Origin of the sequence: Ramlibacter montanisoli, from assembly GCF_013087525.1 — a bacterium.
GTDB classification, from domain to species: domain Bacteria; phylum Pseudomonadota; class Gammaproteobacteria; order Burkholderiales; family Burkholderiaceae_C; genus Ramlibacter; species Ramlibacter montanisoli.
This window is the reverse complement of sequence record NZ_JABFCS010000001.1, coordinates 3,333,637-3,349,327: the sequence shown is the minus strand read 5'-3', so window position 1 is coordinate 3,349,327 and position 15,691 is coordinate 3,333,637. Positions and strand designations below refer to the sequence as shown.

Sequence of the window (15,691 nt, the reverse complement as noted above, 5' to 3'; positions counted from 1 at the left end):
GGCATCCACGGCCAGCGCCTTTACATCGCCCCCAGGCGGACATGGTGGTGGCGCGCTTCGCCTCGCACCCGATCGCCGCCAGCGCCGCCAACGACCCGATCACGCTGCCGGCCCTGCTGGCGCTGGGGCGCATGCTGCGCGAGCGCTAGGGCGCGTCGGGGTTCGCCTGCGGGCTCACCCCCGACCTACGGGGCGCCTTCCTTCGTCAGCACCACATGCAGCGCGTCGTCCGTGCCGACATGCCGTGTGCACCGGAATCCCAGCTGCGGCAGGTCGATGCCCGCCAGCAGCGCCTCTCCGCTTCCCAGCAGCGTCGGCGAGACCACGAGGTGGAGTTCGTCCACCAGCCCGGCCTGCAGGTACTGGCGCACCGTGGACACGCCGCCGCCGATGCGCACGTCCTTGGCGCGCGCGGCCTCGCGCGCCCGCTCCAGTGCCTCCTGGATGCCGCCGTTGACGAAGTGGAAGGTCGTGCCGCCCTGCATGGTCACGGGCGCGCGCTTGTGGTGGGTCAGCACGAACACCGGCACGTGGTAGGGCGGGTTGTCGCCCCACCAGCCCTTCCACGAATCGTCGGGCCAGGGGCCGCGCACCGGCCCGAACATGTTGCGGCCCATGATCCAGGCGCCCATGCCTTCCATGCTGCGGCGCGCGAAGTCGTCGTCGACGCCGGTCGTGCCGCCTTCGCCGCCCACCATGTGCTGGAAGGTGCGGGTGGGATAGAACCACTGGTGCAGCGTGGTGCCGCCGGCGCCCAGCGGGTTGTCCAGGCTCTGGCGCGGGCCGGCACCGAAGCCGTCCAGCGACATGGCAAACGCTTGTACCTTCACCTTCGACATGCAAGCTCCCCTTCAGCGGCCGCTGGCGATTTCGAGCACCCGCGCCGCGTCGCCGGCATCTTGTCCGCGCCAGGCGACGATCTGGTCGGGGCGGATCAGGGCGAGCGGCGCTTCGTACAGGTCGCGCAGCGCAATCTGGGGATGGTGCACCACTTGCAGGTCCAGTGCCAGTTCGCGGGCAGCGATTTCGAACGGCCGCGCATCCGGCGGCTCGTGGCCCAGCACGAGCAGCGTCCATTCGCGGTGGAAAGTGTCGTACAGGGAGCGTCCATCGGCCAGCCAGGCATGCGGCGGCCGGCCGCCGGGGCAGGCCGTGGGCACGTAGCTGTTCGGCGCATCCGCAGGCGGCTTGGTGCCGTCGGGAACGACCAGCGGTGAGCCGTCATAGCGGCCGCCGAAGGTGACGCCGGGGATGTTGAACTCCAGCCGCACGTGCGCGTTCAGGTGCTCCGAGGCCTGCGCGCGGGCGATCGCCCCCGCGTCGCTGTCCTCCTCCAGGACTTCCCGGGCAGGGAACAGGCCGACCGAATCGGCGAAGTGCCGCGCATAACCGGTGTTGCGGATCGCCAGCGGCTTGCGCTCGGTCTCGTAGCTGTCCAGCAAGGCAGGGGACTGGTGCCGCGCAGCACGGCCGCGAGCTTCCAGCCCAGGTTCACCGCGTCCTCCACCGCGGTGTTGTAGCCCAGCCCGCCGGTGGGCGTGAACAGGTGGGCCGCGTCGCCGGCGATGAACACCCGGCCCTGGCCGAAGGACTGCGCGACCAGCGAGTGTCCGGCGGTCCAGGTGCCGAAGGACAGCACCTCGATCGGGATCTCGCAGCCCAGGGCCTGCGCGAACACGCGCCGCGCGTCCTCCTCGGTCCAGGCGTCCGTGTCTTCCCCCTCGTGCACCGCCGCGTGGAAGGCGAACTCCGAGCGGCCATCGACCGAGGCCATGAAGGCGCGCCGCTGCGCGTTCGCCGACACGTACATCCAGGCGCGCGCATGGGGAACACGCGGTAGAAGTCGGGCGCACGCAGGTACACCGCGAACATCTGCCCGCCCATGAAGTCGCGCCGCACGCCGGTGGCGCCGCCCCAGGCGATGCCGAGCGCACTGCGCACCATGCTGCGCGGCCCATCCGCCCCCACCAGGTACTTCGCCCTGACCCTGACTTCCTCCCTCCCCCCCTTGGGGGGGCTGGTGGGGGCGCTCCCCCACCGGCTCCACCACCGCCTCGACCCCTTCACCCGTATCCCCGAACTCCACCAGCTTCCATCCATACCGGACGTCATTGCCCGCATGCCCCTCCGCATGCCTGCGCAGGATCCCCTCCACGAACTTCTGCGACACCCGGTGCGGCAGCTCCGCCGCGCTCCACGACCCGCCCAGGGTCTTCACGTTGCGCACCGCCTCCGCCGCCGTCGGCAAGGACAGCCGCGCCAGCTCGTACCCCGTGTAGCGCGTGAAGTAGGCGATGTCGGTGGGATGGTCCGGGGCAGGCCCTGCGCACGGACCTCGTCGGCAAAACCGAGCCGGCGGAAATGCTCCATGGTCCGCGCCTGCGTCGCATTGGCCTGCGGGTTGAAGGCGGTGGAGGGCTTGGCGTCCACCAGCAGCGTGCGGATGCCGCGCCGCCCCAGCTCGTTGGCCAGCATCAGCCCGCAAGGGCCGCCGCCGGCGATGAGCACCTCGGTGTTCAGTAACCGAAGCGGGTCGTCCATTTGCGCTCGTACTCCATGCGGTCGAAATGTTCGGCGATGAAGTCGATGAAGGTGCGCACCTTGGCGCTCAGGTGCTTGCGGCTGGGATAGGCCAGGTTGACCGTCAGCCGCGGCAGGTCCCAGGCATCGAGCACGGGCACCAGCCGGCCGGCGACGACGTCGTCGTAGAGGATGTAGGTGGGCAGCACCAGGATGCCCAGGCCCTCCAGCGCCGCCGCCCGCAGCACCTGGCCGTCGTTGGACTCCAGCGTGCCCTTGATGGCCACCGTGGCGGTCTCGCCGTCGCGCGTGAAGCGCAGCTCGTGCGGGTTGTTGGCGTAGGTGTAGATCAGCAGCGCGTGCTGCGCCAGGTCCGCCAGTTCGCGCGGCGTGCCGGCCTGCGAGAGGTAGCCGGGCGACGCCGCCAGGATGCGCCGCGTCTCCGCCAGCCGGCGGATGGTGATGTTGGAGTCCGGCTCGAACTCGCGCGTGCGGATCGCCACGTCGATGTTGTTGTCGATCAGGTCCATGTAGCGGTTGGCCGTCTCGACGTGCACCGTCACGTTGGGATAGCGGCGCGTGTATTCCGGCAGCAGCGGCGCGATGTGGTGCATCGCGAAGGACAGCGAAGCCGTGATGCGCAGCGTGCCGGTGGGATTGAGCGTGGAGGCGTTGACCGCCGACTCGGCGTCCAGCAGTTCGGCCAGGATCGCCTTGCTGCGGCGCAGGAACTCCTGGCCGGGCTCGGTCAGGTACAGCCGGCGCGTGTTGCGCTCGACCAGCCGCGCGCCCAGCCGCTCCTCCAGCGCCGACAGGTGGCGGCTGGCGGCGGCGTTGGACAGGCCCAGTTCCTCCGCGGCGCGGCTCAGGCTGCCCGTCTCGGCGACCTGCACGAACAAGGCCATCTCGGTCCAGCGGTCCAAGGGTGTTGTCTCCTGCTTTCTTGCACGCGGCGGAAAACTCATTTGCCGCCGCGGCCTTTCCCAAATTATGACCGCCCCCTAGAGTCCGCCCAGGAGATTCCCAGGATGCGCAACCTCACCCAGGACAACATCACCCAGGCCGTGATCGCCCGCATGGCGGACACGCCGGACCCGCGCCTGAAGGAGATCATGACCAGCCTGGTGCAGCACCTGCACGCCTTCGCGCGCGACGTGAAGCTGACCGAGGAGGAGTGGTTCCAGGGCATCTCCTTCCTCACCCGCGTCGGCCACATCACCGACGACCAGCGCCAGGAATTCATCCTGCTGTCGGACACGCTCGGGCTGTCGATGCTCACGGTGGCGATGAACAACGACAAGCCGGCCGGTTGCACCGAAGCCACCGTGTTCGGGCCCTTCTACGTGGAGGACGCACCCGGCTTCGACCTCGGCGAGGACGTCGCCAACGGCGCGGCCGGCGTGCCCTGCCTGGTGCGCGGCAGCGTGCGCGGCATCGACGGCGAGCCGGTGCCCGGCGCCGAGATCCACGTCTGGCAGGCCGACGCCGAGGGCAAGTACGACGTGCAGCGCGAGGACCTGCAGCAGCGCCAGGCCCGCGGCGTGCTGCACGCCAACGGCAAGGGCCAGTACCACTTCCGCTCCATCCTGGCCGAGGCCTATCCCATCCCCGACGACGGGCCGGTGGGCGACATGCTCAAGGCGACCAGGCGCCACCCGTGGCGGCCGGCGCACCTGCATTTCATGATCAAGGCACCCGGCTACGAGACGCTGATCACCCACGTGTTCCGCAACGGCGACCCCTACCTGGATTCCGATGCCGTGTTCGGCGTGCGGCAGTCGCTGGTGGCCGACTGGGTGAAGCAGTCCGACGGCCAGTACCTGGTCGAATACGACTTCGTGCTCGCGCCGCAGAAGGAAGAGCGTTGATCCGCCACATCGTCATGTGGAACGTGCGGGGCGACACGCGGGCGGAGAAGCTCGCCAACATCGAGAAGCTGCAGCGCAGCTTCCACGGCCTGCGCGGCCGCATCCCCGGCCTGCTGCACGTCGAAGTGGGCGTCGACACCAGCCGGGTTGACTACGCCTGCGACGTGGTCCTCTACAGCGAATTCGAGTCGCAAGCGGCGCTGGACGCCTACGCCACGCATCCCGAGCACCTGCGCGTGAAGCAGGAGCTGGGCGACCTGCGCACGCAGCGGCACCAGGTGGACTACGGCGCATGAGCAAGACCCTGATCCAGGGCGCGACCATCGTCACGATGGATGCGCAGGGCGACCTGCAGGGCGACCTGCTGGTGCAGGAAGGGCGCATCGCCGCCATCGCCCCGCACATCACGGCGACCGACGCCGACGTGGTGGACGCCACCGGCTGCATCCTCATCCCCGGCCTGGTGAACGCGCACATGCACACCTGGCAGACGGCGCTGCGCGGCGTGGCCGCCAACTGGACGCTGCTGGAGTACTTCCAGAAGATGCATGCCGGCCTGGCCACCGCCTTCGCGCCGGAGGACCTGTTCATCGCCACCCGCATGGGCGCGCTCAACCAGCTCAATTGCGGCACGACCACGCTGGCCGACTGGTGCCACAACAACCCGACGCCGGCCCACAACGACGCGGCCATCGAAGGCCTGCTGTCCACCGGCATCCGTGCGGCCTTCTTCCACGGCACGCCCAAGCCCGACCCCAAGCCGGGCCAGGTCCCGTTCTGGGAGGTGCCGCATCCGCGGACCGAGATCGAGCGCCTGCTGAAAGCGCACCAGGGCAAGGCACTGCTGTCGATCCAGGCGGCGGTGCTCGGGCCGCACTACTCCACGCTGGAAGTCGCGATGCACGACTTCCGGATGGCGCGCGAGCTGGGCTTGATCGCCTCGCTGCACCAGGGCGGCGGCGCGGCGCGCACGCCGGACGGCTGGGAGCGGCTGGAGGCCGCCGGCCTGCTCGGGCCCAACATCAACATCGTGCACGGGCACGCCTTGAGCGACGCGCAGCTGGAACGCTTCTGCGGCCTGGGCATGAGCTTCTCGGCCGCCGCGGAAAGCGAGATGTCGCAGGGCCATGGCCATCCGCTCACGGGCCGCCTGCGCCGCTTCGGCCGCGCGCCCTCGCTGGGCGTGGACCTGGAAAGCGTGCTCTCCGGCGACATGCTGACGCAGGCGCGCATCGCGCTGGGCATCCAGCGCAGCCTGGACAACGTCGCGTACCGCGAGCAGCACGGCACGATCCCGCCGACGTCCACCATCACCGCGCGCGAGGCGCTGTCCTGGGTGACGGTGGAGGGCGCGCGCATGCTGCAGCAGCTCGATCGCATCGGCACGCTGGCGCCGGGCAAGCAGGCCGACCTGGTGCTGGTGCGCGCCAGCGACCTCAACATGCAGCCGGTGCACGACCCGGTGAGCAGCATCGTCTTCCAGGCCTCGCTGGCCAACATCGACAGCGTGATGGTGGCCGGGCGCTGGCGCAAGCGCGCTGGCCGCTTGCTGGCCGGCGAACTGGCGACCGACCTGGAGAGGCTGCGCGCTTCCGGCCAGAAGATCACGCGCGCCATGGGCCTGGCGCGCGCCGTTTGACCCCCAAGAAGAGGAGACCTATGAGCACCACCACGATCCGCGTGAATGGCAAGCCCACCCAGGTGGAGGCCGATCCGGCCACGCCCCTGCTGTGGGTGATCCGCGAACACATGAAGCTGACCGGCACCAAGTTCGGCTGCGGCATCGCCCAGTGCGGCGCCTGCACCGTGCACGTGGACGGCGAGGCGGTGCGCTCCTGCGTGACCCCCGTGTCCGCGGTCGCCGGCAAGGCGGTGACCACCATCGAGGGCCTCTCGCCCGACGGCAACCACCGGCTGCAGAAGGCATGGATCGCCGAGCAGGTGCCGCAGTGCGGCTACTGCCAGTCCGGCCAGATCATGCAGGCGGCCACGCTGCTGGCGAAGAACCGCAACCCCTCGCGCGAGGAGATCGTGCGCCACATGGACGGCAACATCTGCCGCTGCGGCACCTACCAGCGCATCGTCAAGGCGATCGAACGCGCGGCGAAGGAGGCCTGAACATGGAAACCGTCCAGACCACGCGCCGCGGCTTCCTCGCGGCCACCGGTGGCCTCACCTTTTCCGTCGTCCTTGGCGGCGGCTTCGCGGGCGAAGCCGAAGCGCAGGCCGCCGATGCGACGCGGCTGCAGCCGAACGCCTTCGTGGTGATCGGCGCCGACGACACGGTCACGGTCATCACGCCGACCGCGGAGATGGGGCAGGGCACGCTGACCGCACTGCCGCTGATCCTGGCCGAGGAGCTCGACGCCGACTGGAGCAAGGTGAAGGCGGAGTTCGCGCCGCCCAACCCCAGGCTCTATGGCAATCCGCACCCGCTGCTCAATGGCGGGCAGGCCTCGCTGGCCAGCATCGCCGTGCCCGGCTACTTCACGCCGCTGCGCATCGCCGGTGCCCAGGCACGCGTGGTGCTGATGCAGGCGGCCGCCGCCAAGTGGGGCGTGCCGGTGGCGGAGGTGAGCACGAATGCCGGCAAGGTGCTGCACGCGCGCACCGGGCAGCAGCTCACGTACGGCGAGATCGCGCGCTTTGCGCAGCTGCCCGCGGAACTGCCGAAGATCACGCCGGCCGACCTGAAGAAGCCGGAGCAGTACCGCCTGATCGGCCGCACCGAGATCGGCCGCAGCGACGTGCGTTCCAAGGTGAACGGGCAGGCGAAGTACGGCATCGACGTGCAGGTGCCCGGCATGGTGTACGCCGCGGTGCTCGAGTCGCCCATGGAAGGGGCGAAGCCGACCAACGTCAACGCGGCCGACGCGATGGCGGTGCCGGGCGTCACGCACGTGCTGCCGCTGCCCTTCGGCGTGGCCATCGTCGGCAACACGGTGGAGGCCACGCGCGCGGCGCGCCACGTGCTGCAGCCCAAGGTGGGCTGGGACACCAGCGGTGCCACCGCGGCGAAGTTCGATTCGCACAAGGCCAAGGAGGAATACGCCCGCGCCGGCCAGGACGGCAACGCCAAGGCGCTGGACGCGTACAAGCGCGGCGACGCCGCCAAGGCCTTCGGCGACGGCGGCAAGGTGCTGGAGGCGACCTACTGGTCCGAGCACACCTACCACGCGCAGATGGAGCCGATGAACTGCACCGTCAGCGTGGGCGCGGACGGATCGGCCGACATCTGGGTCGGCACGCAGGCGCCCATGGGCGTGGTGGCGGTGGCCACCAACATCCTGAAGACCACGCCGGACAAGATCCGCGTGCACCAGCAGCTGATCGGTGGCGGCTACGGCCGGCGGATTTCGCCCGACATCGTGGCGCAGGCGGTGATCATCGCCAACGCCGTGAAGAAGCCGGTGAAGCTGATCCTGAGCCGCGAGGACGACATGGCCGCGGCGCGTCCACGGCCGATGACGCACCACGTGATGCGCGCCACGCTCGATGCCGAAGGCCGCATCGCCGGCTGGCGCCACCGCATCGTCGCCGAGAACGTGGACGCGGTCGCCGCGCCGCCGCGCTTCCAGGCCACCGGCGGCAAGGACTACATCGGCTGGAACGGCGCGGACCTGCCGCACTACGCCATCCCGAACTACGTGGCCGAAGGCGTGCGCGAGATCCGCGGCATGCGCGTGCAGCCCTTCCGCGGCATCGGCGCGGGGCACAACAAGTTCGCGATCGAGTGCTTCCTGGACGAGATCGCGGCCTCGCGCAAGGTCGATCCGCTGAGCTGCGCCTGGCCCTCACCCGCGAGGACCCGCGCGCGCAGGAAGTGCTGCGCACGGTGGCGCGCATGTCCGGCTGGGGTCGCAAGCGCGCCGGCCGCGGCATGGGCCTGGCCTTCGCGGACTACCACGGCAGCCTCTCGGCCGCCGTCGCCGAGATCTCGCTGGATGCCGCCAGCGGCAAGATCAAGGTGCACGACTACTGGATCGCCGCCGACCCCGGCCTGGCGATCCAGCCGCAGAACGTGCTCGCCCAGCTGGAAGGCGCGGTGGTGTGGGGCCTGTCGGTCGCGCTGCTGGAGCAGCTCGACGTGAAGGACGGCGCCATCGTGCAGTCCAACTTCCACGAGTACCCGGTGCTGCGCATGAGCGACATGCCGCAGATCCACACCAGCCTGGTGGTGACCCAGGCGCCGCCCACCGGCATGGGCGAGCTGGGCGTCGCGGCGGTCGCGCCCGCGATCGGCAATGCGCTCTTCAACCTTACCGGCAAGCGGGTGCGGCAGATGCCGCTGTCGCCCGCCGCGGTGAAGAAGGCGCTGGCGGCCTGAGCATGCGTGCTGCGGCGCATGGCGCCGCGGCAGCAGCCCGGAGTCGCATCCGGCGGCGCCGACCCATGCGGCGCCGGCCGGGCCATGTGCGCGGCCCTACAATGCCGCGGACGCGCACTTACCGCCGCAGTACCAACTTCATGGCCGCACCGCCGCCCGCCGTATCGCGCATGCACACCGAGCTGGGACAGGCGTACCTGAAGCACAAGCACGCCTTCCTCGCGCTCGCCGGCTTCTCCCTCGTGACCAACCTGCTGGGGCTGGTCCCGTCGCTGTACATGCTGCAGGTCTACGACCGGGTGCTGACCAGCCGCAACCACGGGACGCTGTGGGCCGTGAGCCTGATCGCGCTGGGCCTGCTGGTGCTGCTGGCCGCGCTGGAGTGGGTGCGCGCCCATGCGCTGATCCGCATCGGCAACAGCGTCGAGCGCGATTTCAACCAGCGCCTGTTCTCCGCCACCTTCCAGCAGTCGCTGCGCACGCCGGGCGCGAACGCGGCGCAGGCGCTGGGCGATTTCACGGCCATCCGCCAGTTCGTCACCGGCAACGGCGCGGCCTTTTTCGACCTGCCCTGGGCGCCGATCTACCTGGCCGTGTGCTTCCTGCTGCACCCGCTGCTGGGCTTCGTCGCGCTGGCGGGCCTGGTGGTCTCGGTGCTGCTGGCGCTGGTCTCCTCGAGGCTGACGCAGCCCGCGCTGGACCAGGCGCAGAAGTCGGCCATCCGCGCTTCCCTGTTCGCCAGCAACAACCTGCGCAATGCCGAAGCGATCCAGGCCATGGGCATGCTGGGCAACATGCGCGCGCGCTGGGCCCGCTTCAATGGCGAGCTGCTGCGGCAGCAGTCGCTGGCCTCCGACCGCGCGGCGGTGATGACCGCCATCAGCAAGAACTTCCGCATCGCCATGCAGTCGGTCATCCTCGGTACCGGCGCCTGGCTGGTGATCGAGGGCACGGCGACGCCGGGGGCGATGATCGCGGCATCGATCCTCATGGGCCGCGCGCTCGGGCCGGTGGACCAGGCGATCGGTGCCTGGAAGCAGGTGGTGGCCACGCGTGCGGCATGGGACCGCCTCACCGCCATCCTGCAGGCGCATGCGGAGCCGGCCGAATCGCTGTCGCTGCCCGCACCGCGCGGCGTGCTCACCGTGGAGGGCCTGGTGGCCGCCCCGCCCGGCGCTGCCGCTCCCGTGTTGAAGGGCGTGAGCTTCGCGGCGCAGCCCGGTGAGGTGACCGGCGTCGTGGGGCCGAGCGCGTCGGGCAAGTCCACGCTCGCGCGCCTGCTGGTGGGCGTGTGGCCGGGCGCGGCCGGCAAGGTGCGGCTGGACGGCGCCGACGTGTTCGCCTGGAACAAGCTGGAGCTCGGGCCGCACCTGGGCTACCTGCCGCAGGACGTGGAGATCTTCGAAGGGACGGTCGCCGAGAACATCTGCCGCTTCGGCGCGCTCGATTCGGAACGCATCGTGGCGGCCGCGCAGATGGCGGGCGTGCACGAGATGATCCTGCGCCTGCCGCAAGGCTACGAGACGCCGCTGGGCGTGGGCGGCAGCGCGCTGTCGGCGGGGCAGCGGCAGCGGGTCGCGCTGGCGCGCGCGCTCTATGGCGAGCCGGCGCTGGTGGTGCTGGACGAACCCAACTCCAACCTCGACGAAGCGGGCGACGCCGCGCTGCTGCAGGCGCTGCGCCGCCTCAAGCAACTGGGCAAGACGGTGGTCGTGGTCACGCACCGCTCGCAGGTGCTGCAGGCGGTGGACAAGCTGCTGCTGCTGAACGACGGCCAGGTGGTCGCCTTCGGGCCGCGCGACGCGGTGCTGCAGAAGCTCGCCGCCGCGCGCGGCGATGCGGGCCCGCGCGCGCCCGCGCCGGGCGCCTTGCAGGCGGATCCCGCGTGAGCGCGCCCGCCACGGATCCGCCGGCGCGCGAAGCCGCCGAAGCGCCGACCGACATCCGCCGTTCGCTGCGCATCGGCTGGCTGCTGCTGGCGCTGGGCTTCGGCGGCTTCCTGGTGTGGGCGGGACTGGTGCCTCTCGACGAGGGCGTGCCGGCGCCGGCCGTGATCGTGATCGAGCAGCAGAGCACGCAGATCCAGCACCCCAGCGGTGGCGTGGTGCACGCGGTGGGCGTGCGCGAAGGCCAGAAGGTGCGCGCCGGCGACATGCTGATCCAGCTGAACGACGTGGACACGAAGGCCGGGCTCGACACGGCGCGCATCCAGTGGATCTCGCTGCGCGCGTCCGAAGCGCGCCTGGTGGCGGAGCAGGCCGGGGCCGCCAGCCTGGTGTTTCCGCCCGACCTGCTGGCCGTGCGCACCGAACCGATCGCGCAGCAGCAGATGACGCTGCAGCAGGAGCTGTTCGCCACGCGCCGGCGGGCGCTGGTGTCCGAACTCGGCGCGCTGCAGCAGCAGATGGCGGCCACGCAGGCCAACCTGGCGGGCGCGCAGCAGTCGCTCGCGGCGCGCGAGCAGCAGCTCGCCCTGATCGAGCAGGAACTCGCCGGCGTGCGGCAGATGGTGGCCGACGGCTTCACGCCGCGCACGCGCCAGAGCGAGCTGGAACGGCAGGCGGCCGAGGTGCGTGCGGGCGTCGCGGACCTGCGCGGCACGCGCGCGCGCCTGACCGAGACCGTTGCCGAAGTGCGGCTGCGCCACCAGCAGCGGCAGCAGGAATATCGCCGCGAGGTGGAAACTCAGCTGTCGGAGGTGCGGCGAGAGGCGGCCGCGCAGGGCGAGAAGGTGAAGAGCGCCTCCGAAGGCCAGTCGCGCACGGTGATCCGCGCACCGGTGGCCGGCCAGGTGGTCGGCCTGGCGGTGCAGAACCCGGGCGGCGTGGTGACGCCGGGCACCAAGCTGATGGAGATCGTTCCGGACCGTGCCAAGCTGCTGCTGGAAGCGCAGGTCCCGACGCACCTGATCGACCGGGTGCATGCGGGACTGCCGGCCGACATCCACCTGCAGGCCTTCATCGACCTGCCGCAGCTGGTGGTGCCGGGGCGCGTGGTGAGCGTGTCGGCCAACAGCCTGACCGATGCGCAGACGCGCAGCTCCTACTACCTGGCGCGGGTCGAGGTCGGCCCCGAGGGCCTCGCGCACCTGCAGGGCCGCGAGCTGCAGCCGGCATGCCGGCCGAAGTGGTGGTGAAGACCGGCGAGCGCAGCCTGCTGCAGTACCTGCTGCGGCCGCTGCTGCAGCGCTTCTCGCGTTCGCTCAAGGAAGCCTGAGCGGATGCCGGCCAGCCCCCTGTCGCTGACGCTCGCCATCGCGCTGTCCACGGGCATCCTGCCAGCGCAGGAGCCACCCCCGGGCCGGTGCTGACACTGTCGCGCGCGGTGGAGCGCGCGCTCGCGCACGAGGCGCGCTACCTGGCCGCCGAGGCTTCCTTCCGCGCCGAGCGCGAAGTGCTGGAGCAGGCGCGCTCGCGCCTGCTGCCGGAGGTGAGCGCGAACCTGGGCCGCACGCACAACGACCTGACGGCGGTGGTGGGCGACACCGCGGCCCAGACCAGCTACATCTCCGCGGGCAACAGCATCAGCCTGCGCCAGCCGCTGTACCGGCCGGAGCGCTGGGCCTCGTACCAGCAGGCGAAGGCCGAAGTGGCGCGGCTCGAAGCCGTGCTGGCGACCGCGCGCAACCGGCTGCACGTGTCGGTGGCCTCGGCCTACCTCGAACTGCTGCGTGCCGCCGCCGAATGGCAGGCGCTGCAGGCGCAGCAGGCGGCGCTGGCCGGCCAGGCCGCGGCCGCCGCGCGCGGCGTGCCCCTGGGCCTGGCCAGTGCCAGCGAGCGCGAGGAGCGCGCCGCGCAGGCGGAGCTCGCGGCCTTGCGCGCGCTGCAGGCCGAAGCGCGCCTGACCGAGCGCAGGCGCGAGCTGGAGAACATGGTGGGCGAACCGGTGACGCGCCTGCTCGCCGCCGAGGAGGACGGCGAGAGCCTGTCGCGCCTGGCGGCCGGCGAGCTGCGCGACTGGCAGGACCGCGCCGCCGAAGCCGCGCCCGAGGTGCGGGCCGCGCGCGCCGCCGTGGAGGTCGCGCGCGAGGGCGTGCGCGTGGCATCGGCCGGCCACAAGCCGACGCTGGACCTGGTGGCGGCACGCACCAAGTCGCGCAGCGAGACCTTCACCGCGATCGACCAGACCTTCTACAACAGCTCGGTCGGCGTGCAGCTGAACGTGCCCCTGTACGGCGGTGGCCGCACCGAGTCCACGATCCGGCAGGCGGTCGCGCGCCAGGAGCGCAGCGAGGCCGAACTGCAAGCGGCATTGCGCGACACCGCCGTGCTGGTGGAGCGCGAACACATGACCGTGCGGCAGGCGGCGCAGCGGCTGCGCGCGCACGCGGCCCTGGTGCGTTCGGCGCGGCAGGGCGTGCAGGCGGCCCGGCAAGGCGTGGCGCGCGGCACGCATGCCCAGCTCGAGGTGCTGGAGGCACAGGGCCGGTTGCAGGCCGCGCAGCAGGAGCATGCCGCGACGGTCGCCGAGTTGCTGGCCGCGCGCGTGCGCCTGCAGGGGCTGGCAGGCGAGCTGTCCGTGCAGGCGCTGCCGGAAGTCGAGCGTGTGCTGGTCCGTACTGTCCTGGTGCCTCCGCCCACGCGCTGAGCCCACGCGTGCGGGCGCGCTGTGGCAAGCTGCGCACATGGAAACGCTGCAACCCCTGCACACCACCACCGCCGGCGTCCTCGACATCGCCTGGTACGGCTGCGGGCCGGCCGAGGGCCCGCCGGTGTTCCTGATGCACGGCTTCCCCTACGACATCCATTCGTACGTGGAAGTGGCGCCCATGCTGGCCGACGCCGGCTGCCGCGTGGTCGTGCCCTACCTGCGCGGCTACGGCCCCACGCGCTTCCTGCGAACCGACACGCCGCGCTCGGGCGAGCAGGCCGCGCTCGGCGCCGACCTGCTCGCGCTGATGGACGCCCTGCAGGTGCCGCGCGCGGTGCTGGCCGGCTACGACTGGGGCGGCCGCGCGGCCTGCGTGGTCGCGGCGCTCTGGCCCGAGCGCTGCGCGGGCCTGGTCTCGTACAACAACTACAACATCCACGACATCGCCCGCAGCGTGGAACCGGACACGCCGGAGAACGAGCGGCGCTACTGGTACCAGTACTACTTCCACTGCGAGCGCGGCCGCGCGGGCCTGGCGAAGCACAGGCGCGCGCTGACCCGGCTGCTGTGGGAGCTGTGGTCGCCCACCTGGAAGTTCGACGACGCCACCTTCGAGCGCTCGGCCGCGGCCTTCGACAACGAGGATTTCGTCGAGGTCGTGATCCACTCCTACCGCCAGCGCTACGGCCTGGAGCCGGGCGACCCGGCCTATGCGGAGATCGAGCGGCGGCTGGCGGCCCAGCCGGCGATCGGCGTGCCCACCATCACCTTCGACGGCGCCGACGACGGCGTGCGCGACCCTTCGCCGGCACAGGCGCATGCGCGCTTCTTCACCGGCCAGCGCTCGCACCGCATCGTCCCGGGCGTGGGCCACAACATGCCGCAGGAGGCGCCGCGGGTCTTCGCGGATGCGGTGCTGAGCTGGTGCGGGCGGCGGGGTGACGCCGGGCAAGTGACAGCCCCGTGCGTCATGATGCGGGCATGACCGCCCCCGCCACCAGCTTTTCCACGCTCCCCCTGGGCCCCGCCGTGCAGGCCAACCTGCAGCGGCTGGGCTACCTCGAGATGACCGCCATCCAGGCCGCCAGCCTGCCGCCCGCCCTGCTCGGCAAGGACATCATCGCCCAGGCCAAGACCGGCAGCGGCAAGACCGCCGCCTTCGCGCTGGCGCTGCTGGCCAACCTGAACGCGCGGCGCTTCGCCGTGCAGTCGCTGGTGCTGTGTCCCACGCGCGAACTCGCAGACCAGGTGACCACCGAGGTGCGCCGGCTGGCGCGGGCCGAGGACAACATCAAGGTTGTCACGCTGGTGGGCGGCGTGCCCCTGCGCGGGCAGCTCGCCACCCTGGAACACGGCGCGCACGTCGTGGTGGGCACGCCGGGCCGCGTGCTCGACCACCTGCAGCGCGGCAGCCTGCAGCTCGACGCGGTCAACACGCTGGTGCTCGACGAAGCGGACCGCATGCTGGACATGGGCTTCTTCGAGGAGATCGCCGGCGTCATCCGCCTGTGCCCGCCGCAGCGCCAGACCCTGCTGTTCTCCGCGACCTATCCGGAGGAGATCGACCGGCTGGCCGCGCAGTTCATGCGCGAGCCCCTGACGGTAAAGGTGGAGGCACAGCACGCCGCCGGCCAGATCGACCAGCGCTGGTACGAGGTCACCGAGGCGCAGCGCCTGCCGGCCGTGGGCAAGCTGCTCGCCCACTTCCGGCCGGACAGCACGCTGGCCTTCTGCAACACCAAGGCGCGCTGCCGCGAGCTGGTGGAGGCGCTGCGCGCGCGCGGCTTCAGCGCGCTGGCGCTGCACGGCGACCTGGAACAGCGCGACCGCGACCAGGTGCTGGTGCGCTTCGCCAACCGCAGCTGCTCGGTGCTGGTGGCGACCGACGTGGCCGCGCGCGGGCTGGACATCGCCAGCCTGGCCGCCGTGATCAGCGTGGACGTGTCGCCCGATGCCGAAGTGCACATCCACCGCATCGGCCGCACCGGCCGCGCGGGCGAGACCGGCCTGGCGCTGTGCCTGGCGAGCCTGGACGAGATGGGTTCCGTGGGACGCATCGAGCAGTTGCAGAACCGGCCCTCGGAGTGGCATCCGCTGGCGGAACTCACGCCGGCCGGCGGCGGACCGCTGAAGCCCGCGATGGCCACGCTGCACATCCAGGGCGGGCGCAAGGAGAAGATCCGCCCGGGCGACGTGCTGGGCGCGCTGACCAAGGACCTCGGGCTCACGCGCGAGCAGGTCGGCAAGATCGACGTCAACGAGTTCTCGACCTACGTGGCGGTGCAGGGCGCGATCGCGCAGGACGTGGCGAAGCGGCTCGGCGCCGCCCGCATCAAGGGCAAGGCCGTGAAGGTGCGGGTGCTGGAGGACTGAGCGGAGCGCGCGC

The 15,691-nt window shown here is 71.4% G+C and carries 15 protein-coding genes and 2 pseudogenes; 11 read left to right on the top strand and 6 right to left on the bottom strand.

From position 1 onward, the window contains the following. Positions 1 to 185 precede the first annotated feature (185 nt). The 6 genes and pseudogenes from HK415_RS16565 to HK415_RS16555 form a co-directional block, all read right to left on the bottom strand. Positions 186 to 839: a dihydrofolate reductase family protein gene (locus tag HK415_RS16565; protein WP_171561187.1), complete on the bottom strand. Its 654-nt coding sequence runs from the start codon at positions 837 to 839 to the stop codon at positions 186 to 188. Positions 840 to 851: 12 nt separating this feature from the next. Continuing rightward, the gene (locus HK415_RS27200) at positions 852 to 1,160 is read right to left on the bottom strand and encodes an aromatic-ring hydroxylase C-terminal domain-containing protein (RefSeq protein ID WP_373684659.1); all 309 of its coding nucleotides are present in this window, start codon (positions 1,158 to 1,160) and stop codon (positions 852 to 854) included. A gap of 119 nt (positions 1,161 to 1,279) precedes the next feature. Continuing rightward, positions 1,280 to 1,810, bottom strand: a complete 531-nt coding sequence (locus HK415_RS25375; RefSeq protein ID WP_253261923.1) for an FAD-dependent monooxygenase — start codon at positions 1,808 to 1,810, stop codon at positions 1,280 to 1,282. A gap of 131 nt (positions 1,811 to 1,941) precedes the next feature. Beyond that, positions 1,942 to 2,100 (bottom strand): annotated as a pseudogene (locus HK415_RS25370) (hypothetical protein); the annotation flags it as partial. Between the two features lie 114 nt (positions 2,101 to 2,214). Next, positions 2,215 to 2,541, bottom strand: coding sequence for an FAD-dependent monooxygenase (locus HK415_RS25365; RefSeq protein ID WP_253261922.1), 327 nt, complete (start codon positions 2,539 to 2,541; stop codon positions 2,215 to 2,217). Beyond that, positions 2,517 to 3,443, bottom strand: coding sequence for a LysR family transcriptional regulator (locus HK415_RS16555; protein ID WP_171561185.1), 927 nt, complete (start codon positions 3,441 to 3,443; stop codon positions 2,517 to 2,519). Before HK415_RS16555 ends, HK415_RS25365 begins: the two co-directional genes overlap by 25 nt. Positions 3,444 to 3,548: 105 nt before the next feature. Here HK415_RS16555 and HK415_RS16550 point away from each other — a divergent pair, with 105 nt between their 5' ends. The 11 genes and pseudogenes from HK415_RS16550 (at position 3,549) to dbpA (ending at position 15,678) form a co-directional block, all read left to right on the top strand. Then, entirely contained in the window at positions 3,549 to 4,388 is an 840-nt protein-coding gene (locus HK415_RS16550) for an intradiol ring-cleavage dioxygenase (RefSeq protein WP_171561182.1), read from the top strand. Next, positions 4,385 to 4,684 carry a Dabb family protein gene (locus HK415_RS16545; RefSeq protein WP_253261921.1) on the top strand — a complete coding sequence of 100 codons (300 nt, stop codon included), beginning with the start codon at positions 4,385 to 4,387 and terminating at the stop codon, positions 4,682 to 4,684. Before HK415_RS16550 ends, HK415_RS16545 begins: the two co-directional genes overlap by 4 nt. After that, positions 4,681 to 6,027, top strand: coding sequence for an amidohydrolase family protein (locus HK415_RS16540; protein ID WP_171561180.1), 1,347 nt, complete (start codon positions 4,681 to 4,683; stop codon positions 6,025 to 6,027). Before HK415_RS16545 ends, HK415_RS16540 begins: the two co-directional genes overlap by 4 nt. A 20-nt stretch (positions 6,028 to 6,047) precedes the next feature. Then, positions 6,048 to 6,506 (top strand): (2Fe-2S)-binding protein, encoded by a 459-nt coding sequence (locus tag HK415_RS16535; protein WP_171561177.1) that lies wholly within the window; start codon positions 6,048 to 6,050, stop codon positions 6,504 to 6,506. A gap of 2 nt (positions 6,507 to 6,508) precedes the next feature. Continuing rightward, positions 6,509 to 8,158: pseudogene (locus HK415_RS16530) on the top strand (xanthine dehydrogenase family protein molybdopterin-binding subunit); the annotation flags it as partial. Positions 8,159 to 8,232: 74 nt separating this feature from the next. Beyond that, positions 8,233 to 8,715, top strand: a complete 483-nt coding sequence (locus HK415_RS16525) for a molybdopterin cofactor-binding domain-containing protein (protein ID WP_309246722.1) — start codon at positions 8,233 to 8,235, stop codon at positions 8,713 to 8,715. A gap of 170 nt (positions 8,716 to 8,885) precedes the next feature. Then, positions 8,886 to 10,604, top strand: coding sequence for a type I secretion system permease/ATPase (locus tag HK415_RS16520; protein ID WP_253261919.1), 1,719 nt, complete (start codon positions 8,886 to 8,888; stop codon positions 10,602 to 10,604). Beyond that, on the top strand, positions 10,601 to 11,851 hold the full coding sequence (locus HK415_RS16515) for an HlyD family type I secretion periplasmic adaptor subunit (RefSeq protein ID WP_171561170.1): 1,251 nt from the start codon (positions 10,601 to 10,603) through the stop codon (positions 11,849 to 11,851). Before HK415_RS16520 ends, HK415_RS16515 begins: the two co-directional genes overlap by 4 nt. 167 nt (positions 11,852 to 12,018) lie before the next feature. After that, positions 12,019 to 13,302, top strand: coding sequence for a TolC family protein (locus tag HK415_RS16510; protein WP_171561169.1), 1,284 nt, complete (start codon positions 12,019 to 12,021; stop codon positions 13,300 to 13,302). Between the two features lie 37 nt (positions 13,303 to 13,339). Further along, complete coding sequence (locus HK415_RS16505) at positions 13,340 to 14,290, top strand: alpha/beta fold hydrolase (RefSeq protein ID WP_171561167.1); 951 nt, start codon at positions 13,340 to 13,342, stop codon at positions 14,288 to 14,290. Continuing rightward, complete coding sequence (dbpA, locus tag HK415_RS16500) at positions 14,287 to 15,678, top strand: ATP-dependent RNA helicase DbpA (RefSeq protein ID WP_171561166.1); 1,392 nt, start codon at positions 14,287 to 14,289, stop codon at positions 15,676 to 15,678. The genes HK415_RS16505 and dbpA overlap by 4 nt, the downstream gene beginning before the upstream one ends. Positions 15,679 to 15,691: the final 13 nt, after the last annotated feature.